Raw genomic sequence first — 21,903 nt, forward strand, 5'->3', positions numbered from 1 at the left:
CTGTGACTAAACTGCACCTTTCCCGCCTCTGAGACAGGAGTGCCGATGTTTCCGTTGCCCCAGGCTTCGCTCAAGCCCAACACCTACGCCTATGAGACCGTGCCGCTCGTCAAGCCGACGGGCTTTCGCGAATATGATGCGCGCTGGCTTTTCGGCAGCGAGCTCAACCTCATGGGGGTGCAAGCGCTTGGCCTCGGCCTCGGCACGCTGATCCACGAGATGGGGATCCGGCCCGAGGTGGTGACGGGCCATGATTTCCGTGGCTATTCCTCCTCGATCAAGCAGGCGCTGACGCTCGGCCTGATGGCGGCGGGCATCAAGGTCCACGATATCGGCCTTGCCCTGTCGCCCATGGCCTATTTTGCCCAGTTCGCGCTCGATATCCCCTGCGTCGCCATGGTCACCGCCTCGCATAATGACAATGGCTGGACCGGCGTGAAGATGGGCGTGAACCGCCCGATGACCTTCGGCCCGGACGAGATGAGCCGGCTCAAGGAAATCGTGCTCAGCGGGGCCGGCAAGCCGCGCGAAGGCGGCAGCTACGTCTATGTCGAGAATTTCCCGGAGATCTACATCAAGGATCTCACCGACCGGCCGAAGCTGAAGAACAAGATCAAGGCCGTGGTCGCCTGCGGCAACGGCACGGCCGGCGCGTTCGCGCCCCGCATTCTGGAGGCGCTGGGCGTCGAGGTGGTGCCGCTCGACACTGAGCTCGACCACAGCTTCCCGAAGTACAACCCGAACCCGGAAGACATGGAGATGCTGCACGCCATGCGCGATGCGGTGCTCGCCTCCGGTGCGGATGTCGGTCTCGGCTTCGACGGCGACGGCGACCGCTGTGGCGTGGTCGACGACCATGGCGAGGAGATCTTCGCCGACAAGGTGGGTGTCATGCTCGCCCGCGACCTCTCCGCCATCTACCCGGAAGCGCAGTTCGTGGTGGATGTGAAGTCCACCGGCCTGTTCGTTACCGACCCGGTGCTGATCGCCAATGGCGCCAAGACCGACTACTGGAAGACCGGCCATTCCTACATGAAGCGCCGTGTCAACGAGAGCGGCGCGCTGGTCGGCTTCGAGAAGTCCGGCCACTACTTCTTCAACAAGCCGATCGGGCGCGGCTATGATGACGGGCTCGTCTCGGCCATCGCCATTCTCGACATGCTCGACCGCAACCCCGGCAAGAAGCTGTCGGCGCTGCGCGACGCGCTGCCCAAGACCTGGTCCTCGCCGACCATGTCGCCGCATTGCGCGGACGAGAAGAAGTACGGCGTGGTTGCCGCCGTGGTGAAGCATTTCGAGGATCTGGCCGCCAGCGGCGGCACGATCGACGGCCAGGCGATCCGCGACATCGTCACCGTCAATGGCGTGCGCGTGACGGCGGAAGACGGTTCCTGGGGTCTGGTGCGCGCCTCCTCCAACAAGCCGGAGCTGGTCGTGGTGGTCGAGAGCCCGGTCTCCGAGGCCCGCATGTACGACATGTTCAAGCTGGTGGACGGCGTGCTGCGCACCCACCCGGAAGTCGGCGCCTATAACCAGAGCCTCTGATGGGCGGCCGCTCCGGCGGCTGACACAACAGACAACGCCGCGGGGCCCTTGGGCCGCCGCGGCGTTGTTGTTTTCAAAGGTCAGCGAGCGAGCGGGTGTCGCGCGAGCGAGCCGGCAACGAGGCCGATCAGGGCGCCGAGCGAGCCGGCGATGAACTGCGCCAGCTCCGCGCTTCGGGTGGCGGTGAAGCCCTGCGCGCTCTCCAGCGTGGCGGCGAGCGCGATCAGAAGCAGCGTGGCGATCAGCCGGTGGCGCGGCGCGGCGATGCCGAGCGTCAGCAGCAGGCCCGTGCCGGCATAGGCGATGGCGTGTTCGAGATTCTTGCCCGCCCCGGTGCGCTCGACCACGTCGGCGGGCAGCAGCGAGAGCAGCGGCAGCGCGATGAGGCAGGCGAGCGCGCCGAGGCGCGCCAGCGTCTCGATCCAGCGGGGCAGGCGAGGGGCGTGGAGGACCGCGTCCGACGACGCCATCAGGCGCCGTGGCCCTTCGCCACCGCGTCAAACGCCTGAAGCCGGGCGATCAGCGCCTCGAACTGGTTCAGCGGCACCATGTTCGGCCCGTCGGAGGGCGCCTTGTCCGGGTCCGGGTGGGTCTCGATGAACAGGCCGGCGACGCCGACCGCCACCGCCGCCCGCGCCAGCACCGGCACGAATTCGCGCTGCCCGCCCGAGGAGGTGCCCTGGCCGCCGGGCTGCTGCACGGAGTGGGTGGCGTCGAAGATCACCGGCGCGCCGGTCTGCTCGGCCATGATGGGAAGCGAGCGCATGTCGGTGACCAGCGTGTTGTAGCCGAAGGAGGCGCCGCGCTCGGTCACCAGCACGTTCGGGTTGCCCGAATCGGTGAGCTTGGCGACCACGTTCTTCATGTCCCAGGGGGCGAGGAACTGGCCCTTCTTCACATTCACCACCTTGCCGGTCGCGGCGGCGGCGATGAGCAGGTCGGTCTGGCGGCACAGGAAGGCGGGAATCTGCAGCACGTCGACCACTTCCGCCACCGGGGCGCACTGGTCGTCATCATGCACGTCGGTCAGCACCGGCATGCCGTAGCGCTCGCGAATCTCGGCAAAGATCGGCAGCGCCGCCTTCATGCCCATGCCGCGCGCGCCCTTGATCGAGGTGCGGTTGGCCTTGTCGAAGGAGGTCTTGAACACCACGCCGATGCCCCGGCGCGTGGCGATCTCCTTGATCGCGGCGGCGCATTCCAGCGCGTGCTCGCGGCTCTCCATCTGGCACGGGCCGGCGATCAGCGCGATCGGCAGATCATTGCCGAAGCGCACCTCGCCGAGGGTGACGATGGCATTGGCGGAAACGCCGCTCATGGGAAGTCCTCGCGGAAGGGCGGGCGGGGTCAGATGACGCCGGCGCGCAGGAGATCGTGAATGTGCAGGATGCCGACCGGCACGCCCTCGCGCACCGCGAAGAGCACGGTGATCTGTGTGCGGCTCATGCGGCCCAGCGCGGCGCTGGCCAGCTCATCCGGCGCGACGGTGAGCGGGGAGGCGGTCATCACCGTCTCGACCGGATGGCTCAGCAGGTCGCCGCTCATGTGGCGGCGCAGGTCACCGTCGGTCACGATGCCGACGAGGCGGCCATTGGCGTCGACGACGCCGCAGCAGCCGAAGCGCTTGCCGGTGATTTCGATCAGCGCGGTGCTCATCGGCGTGCCGCGCGCGACCAGCGGGACGCTGTCCTCGCCATGCATGAGGTCGGCGACCTTGAGCAGGCGTGCCCCCAGCTTCCCGCCGGGGTGGAAGACGCGGAAATCGGACGCCGAGAAGCCGCGCCGCTCCAGCAGCGTGACCGCCAGCGCGTCGCCGGCGGCGAGCTGGAGCAGGGTGGAGGTGGTGGGCGCGAGCCCGTTCGGGCAGGCTTCCTCGACCTTGGGCAGCGCCAGCACGACATCGGCGGCGCGCCCGAGGGTGCTCTCGGCATTGCAGGTGATGGCGATCAGCGGCACCGCGAAGCGGCGCGCATAATGCACGATGTCGCTCAGCTCGGCGGTCTCGCCGGACCAGGAGAGGGCGAGCAGAACGTCGTCCGGCGTCACCATGCCGAGATCGCCATGGCTCGCCTCGGCGGCGTGCATGAACAGGGACGGTGTGCCGGTGGAGGCGAGAGTCGCGGCGAGCTTGCGGCCGATATGCCCGCTCTTGCCCATGCCGGTGACGATGACGCGCCCGCGCGCGGCCTCGATGGCGCGGATCGCGCGTTCCATACCGTCGCCCAGCGCGCCATCCATGGCCTCGGTCAGGGCGGCGAGGCCCCTGGCCTCGATCACGAGGGTACGCCGGACGCTGTCGCGCAGCGGCTCGTCCCGGAGGGACGTCGGAACGGCGGGGGTTGGCTCCGTCTGGACCATGCCCACAGCGATACTCCCTTCATCGCGCGGCCGGCAATGCCGCCGGTCGGTGCCGGCGGCTCGACGCCACGGCAGGGCTGAATAAGCGCCCTTGCCCGTCGATGCAATGGAGGGGGCCGGGAGGGGCCGGCGGACGCGCCGCCGGCCGTCAGCCTCAGCTGCGGTTGTAGACGTCTTCCAGGCGGACGATGTCGTCCTCGCCGAGATAGGAACCGGTCTGCACCTCGATCAGCTCCAGCGGGATCTTGCCGGGGTTGGCGAGGCGATGGACGCCGCCGAGCGGCAGGTAGGTCGATTCGTTCTCGCGCACCTCGAACACCCGGCCGTCGAGCGTCACTTCGGCGGTGCCCTTCACCACGATCCAGTGCTCGGCGCGGTGATAGTGCTTCTGCAGCGAGAGGCGCCCGCCCGGCTCGACGACGATCTTCTTCACATGGAAGCGCTCGCCGCGGCAGATGGTCTGGTAGGTGCCCCAGGGCCGGTGTGCCTTCAGATGCTCGCTGGCGGCGTTGTGGCGGTCGCTCTTGAGCTTGCTGACCAGCGCCTTCACGTCCTGCGCGCGCGAGGCAGGCATAACCAGCACCGCATCTTCGGTCGCGACCACGGCGAGGTTGTCGACGCCGACCGTGGCGACCAGCGGGCCGTCGGTGTGGATGTAGTTGTTGGTCGAATCGAGCAGCGTCACCGGGCCGTGCGTGACATTGCCGGCGGCATCGCCCGGCTCCAGCGCGCGTAGCGCGTCCCAACTGCCGATGTCGGACCAGCGGAACTTGCCTTCGACGACGGCGGCGCGGGTGGTCTTCTCCATCACCGCATAGTCGATGGACTTGGAGGGCGAGTCGGCAAACGCCTTGGCGTCGAGCCGGATGAAGCCGAGATCCTCGATCGAGAGCTCCACCGCCTCGCGCACCGCCGCGACGATCTCGGGCTCGAAACGCTCGGCCTCCTCGATCAGCAGGCTGGCCGGGAACAGGAAGTTGCCGGAGTTCCAGAGATACCCCTCGGTGAGGTAGCGCGCCGCCGTGGTGATGTCGGGCTTCTCCACGAAGGCCTCCACCTTGGAGGCTTCGCCCGTGCCCGTGGTGGCGCCGGGGCGGATATAGCCATAGGCGGTGCTCGGCTCGGTGGGGGTGATGCCGAAGGTGACGATGTGGCCGTCGCTGGCCGCCCGTGCCGCAGCGCGGCAGGCATCGACGAACAGTGCGTTGTCGAGCACCACATGGTCGGCGGCGAGCGCCAGGACGAGGCAGCCTTCGCCGGCGAGGCGCTGGGCGACCATGGCGGCGGCGAGCAGCGCCGGGCCCGAATCACGGCGCGTCGGCTCCAGCACGACGGTGGCCTCAAGGCCGATGTCCTGCGCCTGGCGGCGCGCGAAGAAGCGGAAATCCTCATGCGTCAGCACGATCGGCGCGCTGAACAGCGACCGGTCGGACACGCGCTTCAGGGTGTCCTGATACAGCGTATTGGTGCCGTAGAGCGACTGGAACTGCTTCGGCAGACTGTCGCGGGATACCGGCCAGAGCCGCGTCCCCGAGCCGCCGGCGAGGATCACGGGTACGATGGAAGCAGGACTTAGCATTTAGAAAATTCTCCTCACGGGGAGAGTTGGCAACCCGTGCCGCAATTCACGGGCAGGCCCCCGCCCTTGTGCAGTGCAGAATGCCTGAAATGCCGGATTTGTCTACGCGGACCCCCATGTTCAGGGTGGAAGACACGCAGGGGAACCGGCGGTGTTCCTGCACGTTTCCCGCTCGCGGCAGCACGCCGCCGGGTGGGGCGAGGATGATGGACATGTTGCGCGGGACGGAAGAGGCGGGCGGGCGGCCGGCCGCCATTGCCGGCGCGCCGGCTGCGAAGGAGCGTACCGATCGCCTGTGGCGGCGGGCGACGGAGGTCGCGATGATCGCCACCGCCATGGTGGCCGTGGGCGTGAGCCTCGTGGTGGCCCGCCCGGTCCTGGTGCCGATCGTCGCCGCCGTCATCATCGGCAGCGTGATCGGTCCGGCCATCGAGGCGATGGGGCGGCGGGGCATTCCCACGCCCGTCGGTTCGATCTTCCTGGTGGCGCTGATGGTGGCCGGCATCTATGGCCTTGCCGTCATGCTGGCGACGCCGCTGGCGGAATGGACGGCGCGCGGGCCGGAGATCGGCGGCATCCTTCAGGATCGTTTCGCCAGCTTCCAGCCGATGATGCGCAGCATCGCCAGCTTCGTCGAATCGATCGAATCGCTCGGGCGGGTCGCGGAACCGCCAATGAAGGTGGCGATTGCCGATTCCCGCATGCTGGAAAGCGCGCTGGGGCTGGTCACGCCCGTCATCGGCCAGTTCATCCTCTTCGTCGGTTCGCTGCTGTTCTTCCTGGCCGGCCGGATCCAGATCAAGCGGCGGGTGGTGCAGGCGATGGGGCCGCGCACCACGCGCCTCGCCGCGCTGCGTGTGTTCCGCGAGATCGAGGAGCGGCTAGGCGCCTATCTGGTGACCGCCACCTTCATCAATATCGGCCTTGGGATTGCCACCGGCTTCGTCACCTGGGGCTTGGGCCTGCCCAATCCGCCGCTGTGGGGCGCGCTGGCCTGCCTGCTCAACTACATTCCCTATGTCGGCCCGGCCGTCATGACGATGATCCTCGCCTTGGCGGGCATTGTGACGTTCCCGACGGTCGTGCATGGCCTGCTGCCGGCGGCGGCGTTCCTGACCATTACCAGCGTGGAGGGGCAGCTTCTGACGCCGCTCATCGTCGGGCGGCGCGTCTCGCTCAATCCCTTCGCGGTGTTTCTCTCCATGGCACTCTGGACCTGGCTCTGGGGCCCCGCCGGGACGTTCCTGTCCGTGCCGCTGCTGATCGCGGCGATGGCTCTTATGGACAGCGCATTCGCCAAGCGCCGGCCGCAACTGCCGGGATAGGGGAGGGACCATGAAGGGCGGGGCTGTGGATTATCCCCCTGTGGATGACCACCGCACCGCTTGACACCCGCCGGGGCCTGCCTTAACACCCGCCCCACTCGACGCGGGGCCAAAACATCGGCCGGTCGTTGGGGGTGTAGCTCAGTTGGTTAGAGCGCCGGCCTGTCACGCCGGAGGTCGCGGGTTCGAGCCCCGTCACTCCCGCCACTCACCAGAGCGTCGACCTCTCCCTGAATGACAATCTGACGCTACGGGCTGGGCAATTTCCTTTGTCGGCATGGTCAGCGATTTCGGCACCGCCAGCGTTTGCCGGCGATGCCCGTTGATCTGCGCGATGGCGCGTCCGGTATGGTCAGCCCTTGGGCGGCGTCTTGCTGTCGGTGCCGCTTTCCTCACCGATCGTCTCACCGGCATGGGGCAGGGCGCTGCGGGCGTTGCCCGTGCGGGTAGGTTCATTCTTCTTGGCGTCGCGGCGGGTGTCGCCCGGCTTGGACGCGGCCGCTTTCGGGTCGTGCTGGTCGGCGATGATCATGAGGGCCTCCTGCGGATGGTATGGAGGTCAATGCCGGGCTGCGCGATCCGTTCCGCTCGACGGGACGAGGTTCCCCCTTCCCGACCAGCAGCGGGGCGCGAAAGTGCAGGACGAGGCCGCCGGCGATGAGGGCGACGCCCGACGCCACGACGAGGATGAACGCCAGCGCCGCGTCCATTCAATGGCCTCTCTTACTCACCAAGATTCGCGGCGGAATGTGCGTGGCGAATCTGGCGCACTCCCCCCGGTCTTCCAGTACCTCGCGCGAACTTCTCGGCGATTAGGCGGTTAGCCCCGACACGAGGAGAACCCCGATGACCGATCAACGCTCCGCTGCGCCGACCAATGAGGCGCTCGATATCAGCAAGCCGCACTCCGCCATGCCGCCGGACGACATGCCCGAGGCACGCGCCATCCGCTTCCATCTGCGCGGCGATCATGACCTCATCGAATGCCAGGTAAGCTGGGCGGCGCTTGATGCGCTGGAGGGGGGAGCGGCCGACAGCGCCGCCGACCGACTGGCGCGTTTTGCCCAGCACCGCATGGGCATCGAGGCCGCGGCCCTGCGCAAGATGAATGATGGGTCCGAATCCAGCCGCGCCGCGCCACTTCGCATCGACGCCGACGACGTGCTGAACGCGCCGTCGGTTTGATACCTGCCGCCCGGCGCTCCGCTCCTTGGCGCGCCGGGCCTTCTCCGCCGCTGCACCGGCAATGGGCCCTTCAACCGGTCACCGTCGGCTCCAGGCTTGCACGAAGCTTGCATCGCGCCTGTCGTCGGGAGGCCTTTTCCACGCTCCGACTCTCGCAGCGCCAGCCCCTATTGGGGTGTGGAGCCCGGCCTGACCTGCAACGCACGCGGGGCAGATCGTCGCGTCATGAGCCGGTGGTCAAATGCCTCTAAGATCTCAAATTCCTGATCTTTTTCAGTCGCCAAAGCGTGACCCGAGCCCGGCTCGCTCTCAAGCTGTGAATTCTGTATACCAGCCAGCGAAGAAGGCGCATCGTTGCCCTTGCCTCGCCTAGGGCGGTGCGATAAGCCTGCCGCGTGCTTTGAATATTTCGCAACTGCGATGGTACGTCCGACGACGTATGCTGACCGGGAAGGGTGCCGTCCATGAGCAGCCTGCTGCAGGATTATCTGCCCGTCGTCATTTTCATCGGCGTTTCAGCGGTGATCGGTGTCGCCCTTCTGGTCGCGCCGTTCCTGGTGGCCTTCAGCCGGCCGGACCCGGAAAAGATGTCGGCCTATGAATGCGGCTTCAACGCGTTCGACGATGCGCGCATGAAGTTCGACGTCCGGTTCTATCTGGTGTCGATCCTGTTCATCATCTTCGACCTCGAGGTCGCCTTCCTGTTCCCCTGGGCCATCACCTTCGGGGAACTGGGCAATCTCGGCTTCTGGTCGATGATGACATTCCTCGGCGTGCTGACCGTCGGTTTCGTTTACGAGTGGAAGAAGGGGGCGCTCGAATGGGATTGAGCGCGAATAGCCCGCTGGTCGCTCCGGCGCCCAAGGGCATCATCGACCCGAACACCGGCAAGCCGGTCGGCGCCACGGACCCGTTCTTCGTCGAGGTCAATGCGGAGCTGGCCGACAAGGGCTTCCTGGTCACCGCGACGGATGATCTCATCAACTGGGCGCGTACCGGCTCGCTGATGTGGATGACCTTCGGCCTCGCCTGCTGCGCGGTCGAGATGATGCAGACCTCGATGCCGCGCTACGACGTGGAGCGGTTCGGCTTCGCGCCGCGCGCCTCGCCGCGCCAGTCGGACGTCATGATCGTCGCCGGCACGCTGACCAACAAGATGGCCCCGGCCCTGCGCAAGGTCTACGACCAGATGCCGGAGCCGCGCTACGTCATCTCCATGGGCTCCTGCGCCAATGGCGGCGGCTACTACCACTATTCCTACTCGGTGGTCCGCGGCTGCGACCGCGTCGTACCGGTGGACATCTACATTCCGGGCTGCCCGCCCACCGCGGAAGCCCTGCTCTACGGTGTGCTGCTGCTGCAGAAGAAGATCCGCCGCACCGGCACCATCGAACGCTGATCCTTCCGGGCCGACGCTCCCGCGCCGGCCCCCTGCCAACGTCTGTCTCAATCAATAAGCCGGTCACCGGCACTGACGACTACGGGAAAGACATGGACGAGACGCTGAAAGAGCTTGGCGCGCATGTATCGGAAGCGCTGCCGCACGCCGTGCAGGACGCGGCCGTCGCCTTCGGTGAGCTCACCCTCCTCGTGGACGCGCCCGATGTGATCAAGGTGCTGACCTTCCTGCGCGACGATCCCTCCTGTCGGTTCGTCAGCTTCATCGACATCTGCGGCGTGGACTACCCCAAGCGGGAGAAGCGCTTCGACGTGGTCTATCACCTGCTGTCGCCGACCCTGAACGCGCGCGTGCGCATCAAGGTCGAGACCGACGAGACCACCCCCGTGCCGTCCGCCACCTCGGTGTTCGCTGGCGCGCTGTGGTTCGAGCGCGAGGCCTATGACATGTACGGCATCCTGTTCTCCGGCCACCCGGAGCTGCGCCGCCTGCTGACCGATTACGGCTTTGACGGTTACCCGCTCCGCAAGGACTTCCCGACGACGGGCTTCGTCGAGGTACGCTATGACGACGAGCGCAAGCGCGTCGTCTACGAGCCGGTGAAGCTCGCCCAGGAGTTCCGCAACTTCGACTTCCTGTCGCCGTGGGAGGGGCCGGACTACGTGCTCCCGGGCGATGAGAAGGCCAGCAGCCCGAAGGCGGGTTGAGGTGAGGGCCCAGAGATGAACGCACCCGCCAAGGTCGATCCGAGCGTCCGCAACTTCCAGATCAACTTCGGTCCGCAACATCCTGCGGCGCATGGCGTTTTGCGCCTTGTGCTGGAGCTGGACGGCGAAGTCGTCGAGCGTGTCGATCCGCATATCGGCTTGCTGCATCGCGGCACCGAGAAGCTGATCGAGACCAAGACCTACACGCAGGCCGTGCCCTATTTCGACCGGCTCGACTATGTCGCGCCGATGAACCAGGAGCACGCCTACTGCCTGGCCATCGAGCGGCTGATCGGCGTTACCGTGCCGAAGCGCGGCCAGCTCATCCGCGTGCTCTATTCCGAGATCGGCCGCATCCTCTCCCACATGCTCAATGTGACCACGCAGGCGATGGACGTCGGCGCGCTCACGCCGCCGCTCTGGGGCTTCGAGGAGCGCGAGAAGCTCATGGTGTTCTATGAGCGCGCCTCCGGCTCGCGCATGCACGCCGCCTATTTCCGGCCGGGCGGGGTCCATCAGGATCTGCCGCGCGCGCTGGTCGAGGACATCCTCGCCTGGATCGACCCGTTCCTGAAGGTCTGCGACGATCTCGAGGGGCTGCTCACCGACAACCGCATCTTCAAGCAGCGCAATGTCGACATCGGCATCGTCACGCTTGAGGAAGCCTGGGCCTGGGGTTTCTCCGGCGTGATGGTGCGCGGCTCGGGCGCGGCGTGGGATCTGCGCAAGTCGCAGCCCTATGAGTGCTATGACGAGCTGGAATTCGACATTCCGATCGGCAAGAACTGCGACAATTACGACCGCTACTGCATCCGCATGGAAGAGATGCGCCAGTCTGCGTACATCATGCGCCAGTGCTGCGAGCGCCTCCTGAAGGAGAGCGGCCCGGTCGCCGCCGTCGACAACAAGATCGTCGCGCCCAAGCGCGGCGAGATGAAGCGCTCGATGGAAGCGCTCATCCACCACTTCAAGCTCTACACCGAAGGCTTCCACGTTCCGGCCGGCGACGTCTATGCCGCCGTGGAAGCGCCGAAGGGTGAGTTTGGCGTCTATCTGGTCTCTGACGGGACCAACAAGCCCTATCGCTGCAAGATCCGCGCGCCCGGTTTCGCGCACCTTCAGTCGATGGATTTCCTGTGCCGCGGCTACATGCTCGCGGACGTGTCAGCGATCCTCGGTTCGCTCGACATCGTGTTCGGTGAAGTGGACCGCTGAGCCCGGCAGGGTGAGCGTTCCGATCGGAAGGGTACGGCATGTCTGTCCGTAGGCTTGCGCCAAAAGAGGTCCAGCCCGAGAGCTTCGCGTTCACGGACGAGAATCTCGCCTGGGCCGAGAAGACCATCGCGAAATACCCCGCGGGCCGACAGGCCAGCGCGGTGATTCCGCTGCTCATGCGGGCGCAGGAGCAGGCCGGCGGCTGGGTCTCCGAGCCGGCGATGCGCTATGTCGGCGACATGCTGGGCATGGCGCCCATCCGCGTCTACGAGATCGCGACCTTCTATACCCAGTTCCAGCTCCAGCCGGTGGGCCGCAAGGCGCACATCCAAGTCTGCGGCACGACGCCCTGCATGCTCAAGGGCGCCGAAGACCTGATGAAGGTGTGCAAGAAGCGCATTCACGCCGAGCCGTTCCACCTGTCGGACAATGGCGACTTCTCCTGGGAAGAGGTCGAGTGCGCGGGCACCTGCACCAACGCGCCGATGATCCAGGTGTTCAAGGACGTCTATGAGGATCTGACGCCGGCTGATCTCGACCGGATCCTCGATGCCTTCGAGCGCGGCGAGACGCCCGCCACCGGCCCGCAGAATGGCCGTTTCCTCTCCGCCCCCGTGACCGGGCAGGCAACCCTTCTCGCGGCCGAGCTTTATGACGGCTCGATGGTCGGCAAGGGTGCGGGTCTCGCCCTGGCGCGTCAGGCGATTGAGGCGCGTGCCAATGGCGAGGCGGCCCCGGCCGCTCCCGCACCGGCCGCGGCCTCCGCCGCTCCGCCGGCTCCGCCCAAGGCCGATCCGGCGCCCGCCGCGCCCCTCGCGGCCAAGGCCGTTGAGGCTGCCGGCAACGCCGACAGCGAAAAGCCGTCCAAGCCAGTGGCCCCGCCGCCCGGCGGCAAGGCTGACTGAGGAGCGAACCATGCTTGCCGACAAGGATCGCATCTTCACCAATATCTACGGCCAGCACGACTGGGGCCTTCAGGGCGCCCTGAAGCGTGGCTCCTGGGATGGGACGAAAACCATCCTCGAGGCCGGTCGCGACTGGATCATCGAGCACATGAAGGCCTCGGGACTGCGCGGGCGCGGCGGCGCCGGCTTCCCGACCGGCCTCAAGTGGTCGTTCATGCCGAAGAACAATGACGGGCGCCCGCACTACCTCGTCGTCAACGCCGACGAATCCGAGCCGGGCACCTGCAAGGATCGCGAGATCCTGCGCCACGACCCGCACCATCTGGTCGAGGGCTGCCTGATCGCCGGCTTCGCCATGGGCGCGCACACCGCGTACATCTATGTGCGCGGCGAGTTCATCAAGGAACGCGAGAACCTTCAGGCGGCGGTCGACCAGGCCTATGAGGCGCGTCTCATCGGCAAGAACAATGTGCATGGCTGGGACTTCGACATCTATGTCCACCATGGCGCCGGCGCCTATATCTGCGGCGAAGAGACCGCGCTGATCGAGAGCCTGGAAGGCAAGAAGGGCCAGCCGCGCCTCAAGCCGCCGTTCCCGGCCAATGTCGGCCTCTATGGCTGCCCGACCACCGTCAACAATGTCGAGTCGATCGCCGTCGCCCCGACCATCCTGCGCCGCGGCGCCGCGTGGTTCTCGGCCATTGGCCGGCCGAACAATGTCGGCACCAAGCTCTATGGCATCTCCGGCCATGTGAACACGCCCTGCGTCGTCGAGGACGCGATGGGCATTCCGTTCAAGGAACTGATCGAGAAGCATGGCGGCGGCGTGCGCGGCGGCTGGGATAACCTGCTCGCCATCATCCCCGGCGGCGCGTCCTGCCCGATCATCCCGGCCGACCAGTGCGACGACCTGATCATGGACTTCGACGGCTGCCGCGCGGTGAAGTCGAGCCTCGGCACCGCCGGCGTGCTGGTGATGGACAAGTCCACCGACGTGATCAAGGCGATCGCCCGCATCTCCTACTTCTTCCGGCATGAGAGCTGCGGCCAGTGCACGCCCTGCCGCGAGGGCACGGGCTGGATGTGGCGGGTGATGGACCGCATGGTCGCCGGCCGCGCGCAGAAGCGCGAGATCGACCTGCTGCTTCAGGTCACGACGCAGGTCGAGGGCCACACCATCTGCGCGCTGGGTGATGCGGCGGCGTGGCCGATCCAGGGTCTCATCCGGCACTTCCGGCCGGAGATCGAGAAGCGGATCGATCAGTATTCGGCGAACCCGCATTCCGACCCGGTTCCGGTCGCGGCGGAGTAGAGAGCAACATGGCCAAGATCATCGTCGACGACATCGAGGTCGAGGTTCCCGCCGAGTACACGCTGCTGCAGGCGTGCGAGGCGGCCGGCGCGGAAATTCCGCGCTTCTGCTTCCATGAGCGGCTGTCCATCGCCGGCAATTGCCGCATGTGTCTCGTTGAGGTGAAGGGCGGCCCGCCCAAGCCGACGGCGAGCTGCGCGATGAATGTGCGCGACCTGCGCCCCGGCCCCAATGGCGAGCCGCCCGTCGTGCTCACCAAGAGCCCGATGGTGAAGAAGGCGCGTGAAGGGGTGATGGAGTTCCTGCTCATCAACCACCCGCTGGATTGTCCGATCTGCGATCAGGGCGGCGAGTGCGATCTGCAGGACCAGGCCATGGCCTATGGCGTGGACACCTCCCGCTACGCCGAGAACAAGCGCGCGGTCGAAGACAAGTATATCGGCCCGCTGATCAAGACCTCGATGACCCGGTGCATCCAGTGCACCCGCTGCGTGCGCTTCACCACCGAAGTCGCCGGCGTTGCCGAACTCGGCGCCATCGGCCGCGGCGAGGACATGGAGATCACCACCTATCTCGAGGCGGCGATGTCGTCCGAGCTGCAGGGCAATGTCGCCGATCTCTGCCCGGTCGGCGCGCTGACCCAGCGCCCCTATGCCTACCACGCCCGTCCGTGGGAGCTGGTGAAGACCGAATCCATCGACGTGATGGACGCGGTCGGCTCCAACATCCGCGTCGACACGCGCGGCCGCGAGGTCATGCGCGTCCTCCCGCGTCTGAATGAGGACGTGAACGAGGAGTGGATCTCCGACAAGACTCGCTACATCTGGGACGGCCTCAAGACCCAGCGCCTCGACCGCCCCTATGTGCGCGTCGGCGGCAAGCTGAAGGTCGCCAGCTGGCCGGAAGCCTTTGCCGCCATCGCTGCCAAGGTGAAGGGCGTGCCGGGCAACCGCATCGGTGGTCTGGTCGGCGATCTCGCCTCGGTCGAGGAAGCCTTCGCGCTCAAGACGCTGCTGGCGAGCCTCGGCTCGACCAATATCGACGCCCGTCAGGACGGGACCAAGCTCGACCCGGCGCTCGGCCGCGCGACCTATGTGTTCAACCCGACCATCGCCGGCATCGAGCAGGCCGATGCGCTGCTCATCATCGGCGCCGACCCGCGCCGCGAGGCGAGCGTGCTCAACGCCCGCATCCGCAAGCGCTGGCTGCAGGGCAATTTCCCGGTCGGGCTGATCGGCGAGCATGTCGACCTGACCTATCCCTATGACTATCTCGGCGCCGGCCCGGACACGCTGACGGATCTCGTCGGCGAGGGCACCTTCGCCGCGACGCTCAAGGGCGCCCAGCGTCCGCTGATCCTGATCGGGCAGGGGGCTCTCTCCCGCGCCGATGGCGCGGCGGTGCTCGCGCTCGCCGCGCGGCTCGCCGTCTCGGTGGGTGCAGTCAAGGATGGCTGGAACGGCTTCGGCGTGCTGCACACCGCCGCCGCGCGTGTCGGTGCGCTGGATGTCGGCTGCGTGCCGGGCGCCGGCGGGCTCGATGCGGTCGCGATGACCAATCCGGGCGGGGTGGACGTGCTGTTCGCCCTCGGCGCGGACGAGATCGACATCGCGCCGGGCGCTTTCGTGGTCTATCTCGGCACCCATGGTGACCGCGGCGCCCATCGCGCCGACGTCATCCTGCCGGGCGCGGCCTATACCGAGAAGTCGGCGACCTATGTTAACACCGAGGGCCGGGTGCAACTCGCCAACCGCGCGGCCTTCCCGCCCGGCGAGGCGCGCGAGGACTGGGCGGTGCTGCGCGCGCTGTCCGACGTGCTCGGCACGCGGCTGCCCTTCGACAATCTGGCGCAGCTTCGCGCGGCGCTCTACGCCGTGCATCCGCACCTCGCCCGGATCGACCATGTCGAGCCGGCCGATCCGGCGGCCATCGTGACGCTGGCCAATGCCGGTGGCACGCCCGAGCGCGCGCCGTTCCGCGCGGCTGTCACCTCGTTCTATCTGACCAACCCCATCGCGCGGGCCTCCGCGGTGATGGCCGAATGCGCCGCGCTCGCCTCAAGCCGCCTCGCGGCGGCGGCCGAGTGAGGGGAGGGAGAGCATGACCACCACAAGCTGGCTCGATACTCTTCTTCAGGTTCTCATCATCGTGGCCCAGAGCCTGGGTCTGCTGGTTGGCCTGCTCATCGTCGTCGCCTATGTGCTGCTGGCCGATCGCAAGATCTGGGCGGCGGTGCAGCTGCGGCGCGGTCCGAACGTGGTCGGGCCCTTCGGCCTGTTCCAGTCCTTCGCCGATCTGATCAAGTTCGTGCTGAAGGAGCCGGTCATCCCCGACGGCTCGAACAAGGGCGTGTTCCTGCTCGCCCCCTTCGTCACCTGCCTGCTGGCGCTCGCCGCCTGGGCCGTGGTGCCGATCGACGCCGGCTGGGTGGTCGCCGACATCAATGTCGGCGTGCTCTACATCTTCGCGATCTCCTCGCTCGGCGTGTACGGCGTCATCATGGGCGGCTGGGCGTCGAACTCGAAGTACCCCTTCCTGTCGGCGCTGCGCGCGGCGGCGCAGATGGTGTCCTACGAGGTCTCCATCGGCTTCGTCATCGTCACCGTGCTGATGTGCGCGGGCTCGCTGAACCTCTCGGCCATCGTCGAGGCGCAGAACACGCCCTATGGCATTCTGGGCTGGTACTGGCTGCCGCTGTTCCCGATGTTCGTGATCTTCTTCATCTCGGCGCTGGCCGAGACGAACCGCCCGCCCTTCGATCTGGGCGAAGCGGAATCCGAGCTGGTCGCCGGCTTCATGGTGGAATACGGCTCGACCCCGTACATGATGTTCATGCTCGGCGAGTATGTGGCGATCATGACCATGTGCGCGCTGACCACCATCCTGTTCATGGGTGGCTGGCTGCCGCCGGTGCCGATCGCCCCCTTCACCTGGGTGCCGGGCATTGTGTGGTTCCTGCTCAAGGTGCTGCTGGTCTTCTTCATGTTCGCCATGGTGAAGGCAATGGTTCCGCGCTACCGCTACGACCAGCTGATGCGTCTGGGCTGGAAGGTCTTCCTGCCGATCTCCCTCGGCATGGTGGTTCTGGTCGCCAGCGTGCTGCACTTCACGGGCCTTGCGCCCGGCGGGGGCTGAAATGGATGACGGGGTTCTCGCTGCCCTGATGGAAGCCTCCGCCGTCGGTTGGACGGGGGCTCTCGCCGGCGCCCTGTTCGGTGCCCTCGAATGGTTCATTCTGCCGGGGGTCGTCGAGACGACGATCCGCGGTTCCAAGGAAGCCCGCAAGCTGAGCCGGGATCAGCTTGAGGGTGTCATTTCATGGTGGAAGACGGTGATCCGGGTGTTCGCCGTCTCGATGCCGCTGCTGGGCTTCGGCCTTGCCGCGGCCATGGCCGAATGAGGAGAGCGTCATGAGATTGGATCTGGCGGCCCGCCAGCTGCTGCTCACCGAGTTTGTCTCGGCGTTCTTCCTGGCGATGCGCTATTTCTTCAAGCCGAAGGCGACGCTCAACTACCCCTTCGAGAAGGGGCCGGTGAGCCCGCGCTTCCGTGGCGAGCACGCGCTGCGCCGCTACCCCAACGGGGAAGAGCGCTGCATCGCCTGCAAGCTGTGCGAGGCCATCTGCCCGGCGCAGGCCATCACCATCGAGGCCGGCCCGCGCCGCAATGACGGCACCCGCCGCACGACGCGTTACGACATCGACATGGTGAAGTGCATCTATTGCGGCTTCTGCCAGGAGGCCTGCCCGGTCGATGCGATCGTCGAGGGACCGAACTTCGAGTTCGCCACCGAGACGCGCGAGGAACTCTATTACGACAAGGCCAAGCTGCTCGCGAACGGCGACCGCTGGGAACGCGAGATCGCTCGGAATATCGAGCTCGACGCGCCGTATCGCTGAGCGGCCGGGGGATGGACGACGTGAAGACCATAACGAGACAAGCCGCCAAGGCTGCCGGCGCGGTGCGCGCCCTGCGGGCCGGGACGATTGAGGGGTGCCGGGCATGAGCCTCGCCGCGCTGTTCTTCTATCTTTTCGCCGGGGTGGCGGTCGCCTCGGCCTTCATGGTCATCGCGTCGCGGAACCCCGTTCATTCGGTGCTGTTCCTGATCCTGACCTTCGTGAACGCCTCGGGCCTGTTCATCCTGATCGGGGCTGAGTTCCTCGCGATGCTGCTCGTCGTCGTCTATGTCGGCGCGGTCGCGGTGCTGTTCCTGTTCGTGGTCATGATGCTCGACGTCGATTTCGTCGAGCTGCGCCAAGGCTTCCTGCAATATCTGCCGGTCGGCGCGCTGGTCGGCCTCGTCTTCCTGGCCGAGCTCGTGCTGGTGTTCGGCTCCTGGACCTTCGGTCAGGGAGTGACCGGTGCGGTCGCCTCCACGGCGAGCGACGTGTCCAACACGGTGCAGATCGGCCGCGTGCTCTACACGGACTACATCTACTTCTTCCAGGCGGCCGGCCTCGTCCTGCTGGTCGCCATGATCGGCGCCATTGTGCTGACGCTCCGCCACAAGGAGAACGTCAAGCGCCAGAGCATCCCGGTCCAGAACGCACGCACCAAGGCGATGGCGATTGACGTCGTCAAGGTGCCCTCGGGCAAGGGGCTCTGAGCCATGGCGATCGGTCTCCCGCATTACCTCACCGTCGCGGCCATCCTGTTCACGCTCGGTACGCTCGGCATCTTCCTCAACCGGAAGAACGTCATCGTCATCCTGATGTCGGTCGAACTCATCCTGCTGGCGGTGAACATCAACTTCGTCGCCTTCTCGGTGTTCCTCGGCAACATCACCGGCCAGATCTTCGCGCTGTTCGTGCTGACGGTCGCCGCCGCCGAGGCCGCCATCGGCCTCGCCATCCTCGTGGTGTTCTTCCGCAATCGCGGGTCGATCGCCGTCGAGGACATCAACACGATGAAGGGCTGAGGGAGCCACCATGTTTCAGGCCATCGTCTTCCTCCCTCTGGTCGGCTTCCTGGTCGTCGGCTTGTTCGGGCGCGTCCTCGGCGCCCGTCCTTCCGAGCTCATCACCACCGGCTTGCTCTTCGTCTCCGCCTTCTTCGCCTGGATCGTGTTCTTCCAGGTCGCGTTCGGTGGCCATGACGGTACGGTCGAGCTGTTCACCTGGTTTGCCTCCGGTGACCTGCATGTGAACTGGGCGATCCGCGTCGACACGCTGACCGCGGTGATGCTGATCCTCGTCACCACCGTGTCGTCGCTGGTTCACCTGTACTCGATCGGGTACATGCACGAGGATCCGAGCCGCCCGCGCTTCTTCGCTTATCTCTCGCTGTTCACCTTCGCCATGCTGATGCTGGTGACCAGCGACAACCTCGTGCAGCTGTTCTTCGGCTGGGAAGGCGTCGGTCTCGCCTCCTACCTGCTGATCGGCTTCTGGTACGACAAGCCCTCCGCCTGCGCTGCCGCGATGAAGGCCTTCATCGTCAACCGCGTCGGTGACTTTGGCTTCGCGCTCGGCATCTTCGCGGTCTATCTGATGACCGGCTCGGTGGCCTTCGAGCAGGTCTTCGCCGCCGCGCCCACGCTGATGGACAAGAACATCCTGTTCCTCGGCCATGAGTGGCATGCGCCGACCGTGATCTGCCTGCTGCTGTTCATCGGCGCCATGGGCAAGTCCGCCCAGCTCGGCCTGCACACCTGGCTGCCGGACGCGATGGAAGGCCCGACCCCGGTGTCGGCGCTCATCCACGCCGCGACCATGGTCACCGCCGGCGTCTTCATGGTGGCGCGCCTGTCGCCGCTGTTCGAGCTGTCGCCCTTCGCGCTCAACGTCGTCATGTTCGTCGGTGCCACCACCGCCTTCTTCGCGGCGACGGTCGGCTGCGTGCAGAACGACATCAAGCGCGTGATCGCCTATTCGACCTGCTCGCAGCTCGGCTACATGTTCACCGCGCTGGGCGCTGGCGCCTATTCGGTCGGCGTGTTCCACCTGCTCACGCACGGCTTCTTCAAGGCGCTGCTGTTCCTTGCCGCCGGCTCGGTCATCCACGCGATGCACCATGAGCAGGACATGCGGCACATGGGCGGCCTGTGGCGGAAGATCCCCTTCACCTACGCCACCATGCTGATCGGCGGCCTGGCGTTGACGGGCTTCCCCTTCACCGCCGGCTACTTCTCCAAGGACGCGATCATCGAGACCGCGTTCATGAGCCACAGCCCGATCTCGGCCTATGCCTTCACGCTGACGGTCGGCGCGGCGCTGCTCACCTCGTTCTACACCTGGCGGCAGATGTTCATGACCTTCCATGGCAAGCCGCACGACCATCACCACTATGAGCACGCGCACGAGTCGCCGCTGGTCATGCTCATCCCGCTCGGGGTGCTGTCGGTCGGCGCGCTGTTCGCGGGCATGATCCTCTACCCGTACTTCGTCGGCCACGACGTGGAGCACTTCTTCCGCGAGGCGATCTTCATGTCCCCGGACAACAAGATCCTCGAGGAGATCCACCACATCCCGGCCTGGGCCAAGTGGTCGCCGACGGTGATGATGGCGCTCGGCTTCGTGGTGGCGTACTGGATGTACATCGCCAACCCGGCCGTGCCGAAGGCGATCGCCAAGCAGAATGACGTCGGCTACCGCTTCCTGCTCAACAAGTGGTACTTCGACGAGATCTACGACTTCCTGTTCGTCCGCCCGACCCTGTGGATCGGCAAGTTCCTCTGGAAAGAGGGTGACGTGCGGGTGATCGACGGGTACGGCCCGAACGGGGTGTCGGCCCGCGTGATCGACGTGACCAACCGCGTCGTGCGCCTGCAGACCGGCTATCTCTACCACTACGCATTCGTGATGCTCGTCGGCGTCGCGGCCCTCATCACCTGGTTCATGTTTGGCGGGGCGCACTGATGTACGACTGGCCCATCCTTTCGGTCGTCACCTTCCTGCCGCTGGTCGGCGCGCTGCTGATCGTCCTGATGATCCGCGGCGATGACGAGATCGCCCAGCGCAACACGCGCTGGGTCGCGCTCTGGGCGACGCTGGTCACCTTCGTCATCTCGCTGCTGCTGCTGTTCGGGTTCGACGCCTCGGGCACCGAGTTCCAGTTCGTCGAGAACACGCCCTGGCTCGGCGAGATTGCCAATTACCGCATGGGCGTGGACGGCATCTCGCTGCCCTTCGTCCTTCTCACCACGCTCTTGATGCCGATGTGCATCCTCGCGAGCTGGGAATCGATCAAGGTCCGCGTCAAGGAGTACATGATCTGCTTCCTGGTGCTCGAGACGCTGATGATCGGCACCTTCTCGTCGCTGGACCTGCTGCAGTTCTACATCTTCTTTGAAGGTGGCCTGATCCCGATGTTCCTCATCATCGGCATCTGGGGCGGCAAGCGGCGCATCTACGCGACCTTCAAGTTCTTCCTCTACACGCTGGCCGGTTCCGTGCTCATGATGCTCGCCATCATGGCCATGTACTGGCAGGCGGGCACGACCGACATCAACGCCCTGCTGAAGTTCGATTTCCCGGCGGGGATGCAGTACTGGCTCTGGCTGGCCTTCTTCGCCTCCTTCGCGGTGAAGATGCCGATGTGGCCGGTCCACACCTGGCTGCCCGACGCCCATGTCGAGGCGCCGACCGCCGGCTCGGTCATTCTGGCGGGTATCCTGCTGAAGATGGGCGGCTATGGCTTCCTGCGCTTCAGCCTGCCCATGTTCCCGGAGGCTTCGGCCTATTTCGCGCCCTTCGTCTTCACCCTGTCGGTGATCGCGATCATCTACACCTCGCTGGTCGCGCTGGTGCAGGAAGACATCAAGAAGCTGATCGCCTACTCGTCCGTGGCTCACATGGGCTACGTGACCATGGGCATCTTCACCCTGACCCAGGAAGGCATCCAGGGCGCTGTGTTCCAGATGGTCAGCCACGGCTTCGTGTCGGGCGCGCTCTTCCTGTGCGTCGGCGTGGTCTATGACCGGATGCACACCCGCGAGATCTCCGCCTATGGCGGCCTCGTGCACCGCATGCCGATCTACGCCACGGTGTTCATGGTCTTCACCATGGCGAATGTCGGCCTGCCGGGCACGTCGGGCTTCATCGGCGAATTCCTGACCCTGCTCGCCGCCTTCGGCCGCAACACCTGGGTCGCGCTGTTCGCCACTACGGGCGTCATCCTTTCCGCCGCCTATGCGCTCTGGCTGTACCGCCGGGTGATCTTCGGGCCGCTTGAGAAGGACAGCCTGAAGGGCATTCTCGATCTCAATGGCCGCGAGATGGCCTCGCTCATCCCGCTGCTGTTCTTCACCGTCCTGTTCGGCGTGTGGCCCCAGCCCATCCTCGATGCCTGCAGCGTCGCCGTAAACGCGATCGTTGCCCGCGCCGATGTGGCCGCCGACGCCATCAAGGCCGCGAGCCTGGTGCTGCCTTGA

22 protein-coding genes and 1 tRNA gene are annotated in these 21,903 nt (G+C 66.3%); 18 read left to right on the forward strand and 5 right to left on the reverse strand.

Translation table 11 applies throughout. The annotated features are described in order from the left end of the window. Positions 1–45: 45 nt before the first annotated feature. Positions 46–1,545: a phosphomannomutase/phosphoglucomutase gene (locus OU996_RS14035; RefSeq protein WP_267582227.1), complete on the forward strand. Its 1,500-nt coding sequence runs from the start codon at positions 46–48 to the stop codon at positions 1,543–1,545. Positions 1,546–1,625: 80 nt separating this feature from the next. Here OU996_RS14035 and OU996_RS14040 read toward each other — a convergent pair whose 3' ends face one another. The 4 genes from OU996_RS14040 to OU996_RS14055 form a co-directional block, all read right to left on the reverse strand. Next, the gene (locus OU996_RS14040; protein ID WP_267582228.1) at positions 1,626–2,015 is read right to left on the reverse strand and encodes a hypothetical protein; all 390 of its coding nucleotides are present in this window, start codon (positions 2,013–2,015) and stop codon (positions 1,626–1,628) included. Next, positions 2,015–2,863 carry a 3-deoxy-8-phosphooctulonate synthase gene (kdsA, locus tag OU996_RS14045; protein WP_267582229.1) on the reverse strand — a complete coding sequence of 283 codons (849 nt, stop codon included), beginning with the start codon at positions 2,861–2,863 and terminating at the stop codon, positions 2,015–2,017. The genes OU996_RS14040 and kdsA overlap by 1 nt, the downstream gene beginning before the upstream one ends. A gap of 29 nt (positions 2,864–2,892) precedes the next feature. After that, the gene (locus OU996_RS14050; protein WP_267582230.1) at positions 2,893–3,903 is read right to left on the reverse strand and encodes a KpsF/GutQ family sugar-phosphate isomerase; all 1,011 of its coding nucleotides are present in this window, start codon (positions 3,901–3,903) and stop codon (positions 2,893–2,895) included. Positions 3,904–4,057: 154 nt separating this feature from the next. Beyond that, entirely contained in the window at positions 4,058–5,482 is a 1,425-nt protein-coding gene (locus OU996_RS14055; protein WP_267582231.1) for a mannose-1-phosphate guanylyltransferase/mannose-6-phosphate isomerase, read from the reverse strand. 212 nt (positions 5,483–5,694) lie between these two features. Here OU996_RS14055 and OU996_RS14060 point away from each other — a divergent pair, with 212 nt between their 5' ends. Both OU996_RS14060 and OU996_RS14065 read left to right on the forward strand, forming a co-directional pair. Beyond that, positions 5,695–6,807 carry an AI-2E family transporter gene (locus OU996_RS14060; protein WP_267582232.1) on the forward strand — a complete coding sequence of 371 codons (1,113 nt, stop codon included), beginning with the start codon at positions 5,695–5,697 and terminating at the stop codon, positions 6,805–6,807. A gap of 130 nt (positions 6,808–6,937) precedes the next feature. Beyond that, positions 6,938–7,014: transfer RNA gene (locus OU996_RS14065), tRNA-Asp, on the forward strand. Between the two features lie 145 nt (positions 7,015–7,159). Here the strand turns inward: OU996_RS14065 and OU996_RS14070 are convergent. After that, on the reverse strand, positions 7,160–7,339 hold the full coding sequence (locus tag OU996_RS14070) for a hypothetical protein (protein WP_267582233.1): 180 nt from the start codon (positions 7,337–7,339) through the stop codon (positions 7,160–7,162). 314 nt (positions 7,340–7,653) lie between these two features. Between OU996_RS14070 and OU996_RS14075 the strand changes: the two genes are divergently transcribed. The 15 genes from OU996_RS14075 (at position 7,654) to OU996_RS14145 (ending at position 21,903) form a co-directional block, all read left to right on the forward strand. Then, entirely contained in the window at positions 7,654–7,992 is a 339-nt protein-coding gene (locus OU996_RS14075; RefSeq protein WP_267582234.1) for a DUF1488 family protein, read from the forward strand. 464 nt (positions 7,993–8,456) lie between these two features. Further along, positions 8,457–8,822, forward strand: a complete 366-nt coding sequence (locus tag OU996_RS14080) for an NADH-quinone oxidoreductase subunit A (protein WP_267582235.1) — start codon at positions 8,457–8,459, stop codon at positions 8,820–8,822. Beyond that, positions 8,813–9,391 (forward strand): NuoB/complex I 20 kDa subunit family protein, encoded by a 579-nt coding sequence (locus OU996_RS14085; RefSeq protein WP_267582236.1) that lies wholly within the window; start codon positions 8,813–8,815, stop codon positions 9,389–9,391. Before OU996_RS14080 ends, OU996_RS14085 begins: the two co-directional genes overlap by 10 nt. Positions 9,392–9,483: 92 nt before the next feature. Then, positions 9,484–10,098: an NADH-quinone oxidoreductase subunit C gene (locus tag OU996_RS14090; protein ID WP_267582237.1), complete on the forward strand. Its 615-nt coding sequence runs from the start codon at positions 9,484–9,486 to the stop codon at positions 10,096–10,098. Positions 10,099–10,113: 15 nt separating this feature from the next. After that, entirely contained in the window at positions 10,114–11,313 is a 1,200-nt protein-coding gene (locus tag OU996_RS14095; protein ID WP_267582238.1) for an NADH-quinone oxidoreductase subunit D, read from the forward strand. Positions 11,314–11,351: 38 nt separating this feature from the next. Beyond that, positions 11,352–12,218, forward strand: a complete 867-nt coding sequence (gene nuoE, locus OU996_RS14100) for an NADH-quinone oxidoreductase subunit NuoE (protein ID WP_267582239.1) — start codon at positions 11,352–11,354, stop codon at positions 12,216–12,218. A 10-nt stretch (positions 12,219–12,228) separates the two neighbouring features. Continuing rightward, complete coding sequence (gene nuoF / locus OU996_RS14105; RefSeq protein ID WP_267582240.1) at positions 12,229–13,530, forward strand: NADH-quinone oxidoreductase subunit NuoF; 1,302 nt, start codon at positions 12,229–12,231, stop codon at positions 13,528–13,530. A gap of 8 nt (positions 13,531–13,538) precedes the next feature. Further along, the gene (nuoG, locus tag OU996_RS14110) at positions 13,539–15,617 is read left to right on the forward strand and encodes an NADH-quinone oxidoreductase subunit NuoG (RefSeq protein ID WP_267582241.1); all 2,079 of its coding nucleotides are present in this window, start codon (positions 13,539–13,541) and stop codon (positions 15,615–15,617) included. Positions 15,618–15,630: 13 nt separating this feature from the next. After that, positions 15,631–16,665, forward strand: coding sequence for an NADH-quinone oxidoreductase subunit NuoH (nuoH, locus tag OU996_RS14115; RefSeq protein ID WP_267582242.1), 1,035 nt, complete (start codon positions 15,631–15,633; stop codon positions 16,663–16,665). A gap of 1 nt (position 16,666) precedes the next feature. Then, positions 16,667–16,930 carry a hypothetical protein gene (locus OU996_RS14120; protein WP_267582243.1) on the forward strand — a complete coding sequence of 88 codons (264 nt, stop codon included), beginning with the start codon at positions 16,667–16,669 and terminating at the stop codon, positions 16,928–16,930. Between the two features lie 10 nt (positions 16,931–16,940). Beyond that, the gene (gene nuoI / locus OU996_RS14125; protein WP_267582244.1) at positions 16,941–17,429 is read left to right on the forward strand and encodes an NADH-quinone oxidoreductase subunit NuoI; all 489 of its coding nucleotides are present in this window, start codon (positions 16,941–16,943) and stop codon (positions 17,427–17,429) included. Between the two features lie 103 nt (positions 17,430–17,532). Further along, positions 17,533–18,138, forward strand: a complete 606-nt coding sequence (locus tag OU996_RS14130; RefSeq protein WP_267582245.1) for an NADH-quinone oxidoreductase subunit J — start codon at positions 17,533–17,535, stop codon at positions 18,136–18,138. Between the two features lie 3 nt (positions 18,139–18,141). Continuing rightward, positions 18,142–18,450 carry an NADH-quinone oxidoreductase subunit NuoK gene (gene nuoK / locus OU996_RS14135; RefSeq protein ID WP_267582246.1) on the forward strand — a complete coding sequence of 103 codons (309 nt, stop codon included), beginning with the start codon at positions 18,142–18,144 and terminating at the stop codon, positions 18,448–18,450. Between the two features lie 10 nt (positions 18,451–18,460). Beyond that, complete coding sequence (nuoL, locus tag OU996_RS14140; protein ID WP_267582247.1) at positions 18,461–20,389, forward strand: NADH-quinone oxidoreductase subunit L; 1,929 nt, start codon at positions 18,461–18,463, stop codon at positions 20,387–20,389. After that, the gene (locus OU996_RS14145; RefSeq protein WP_267582248.1) at positions 20,389–21,903 is read left to right on the forward strand and encodes an NADH-quinone oxidoreductase subunit M; all 1,515 of its coding nucleotides are present in this window, start codon (positions 20,389–20,391) and stop codon (positions 21,901–21,903) included. Before nuoL ends, OU996_RS14145 begins: the two co-directional genes overlap by 1 nt.

This window comes from Ancylobacter sp. SL191 (assembly GCF_026625645.1).
GTDB lineage: Bacteria > Pseudomonadota > Alphaproteobacteria > Rhizobiales > Xanthobacteraceae > Ancylobacter.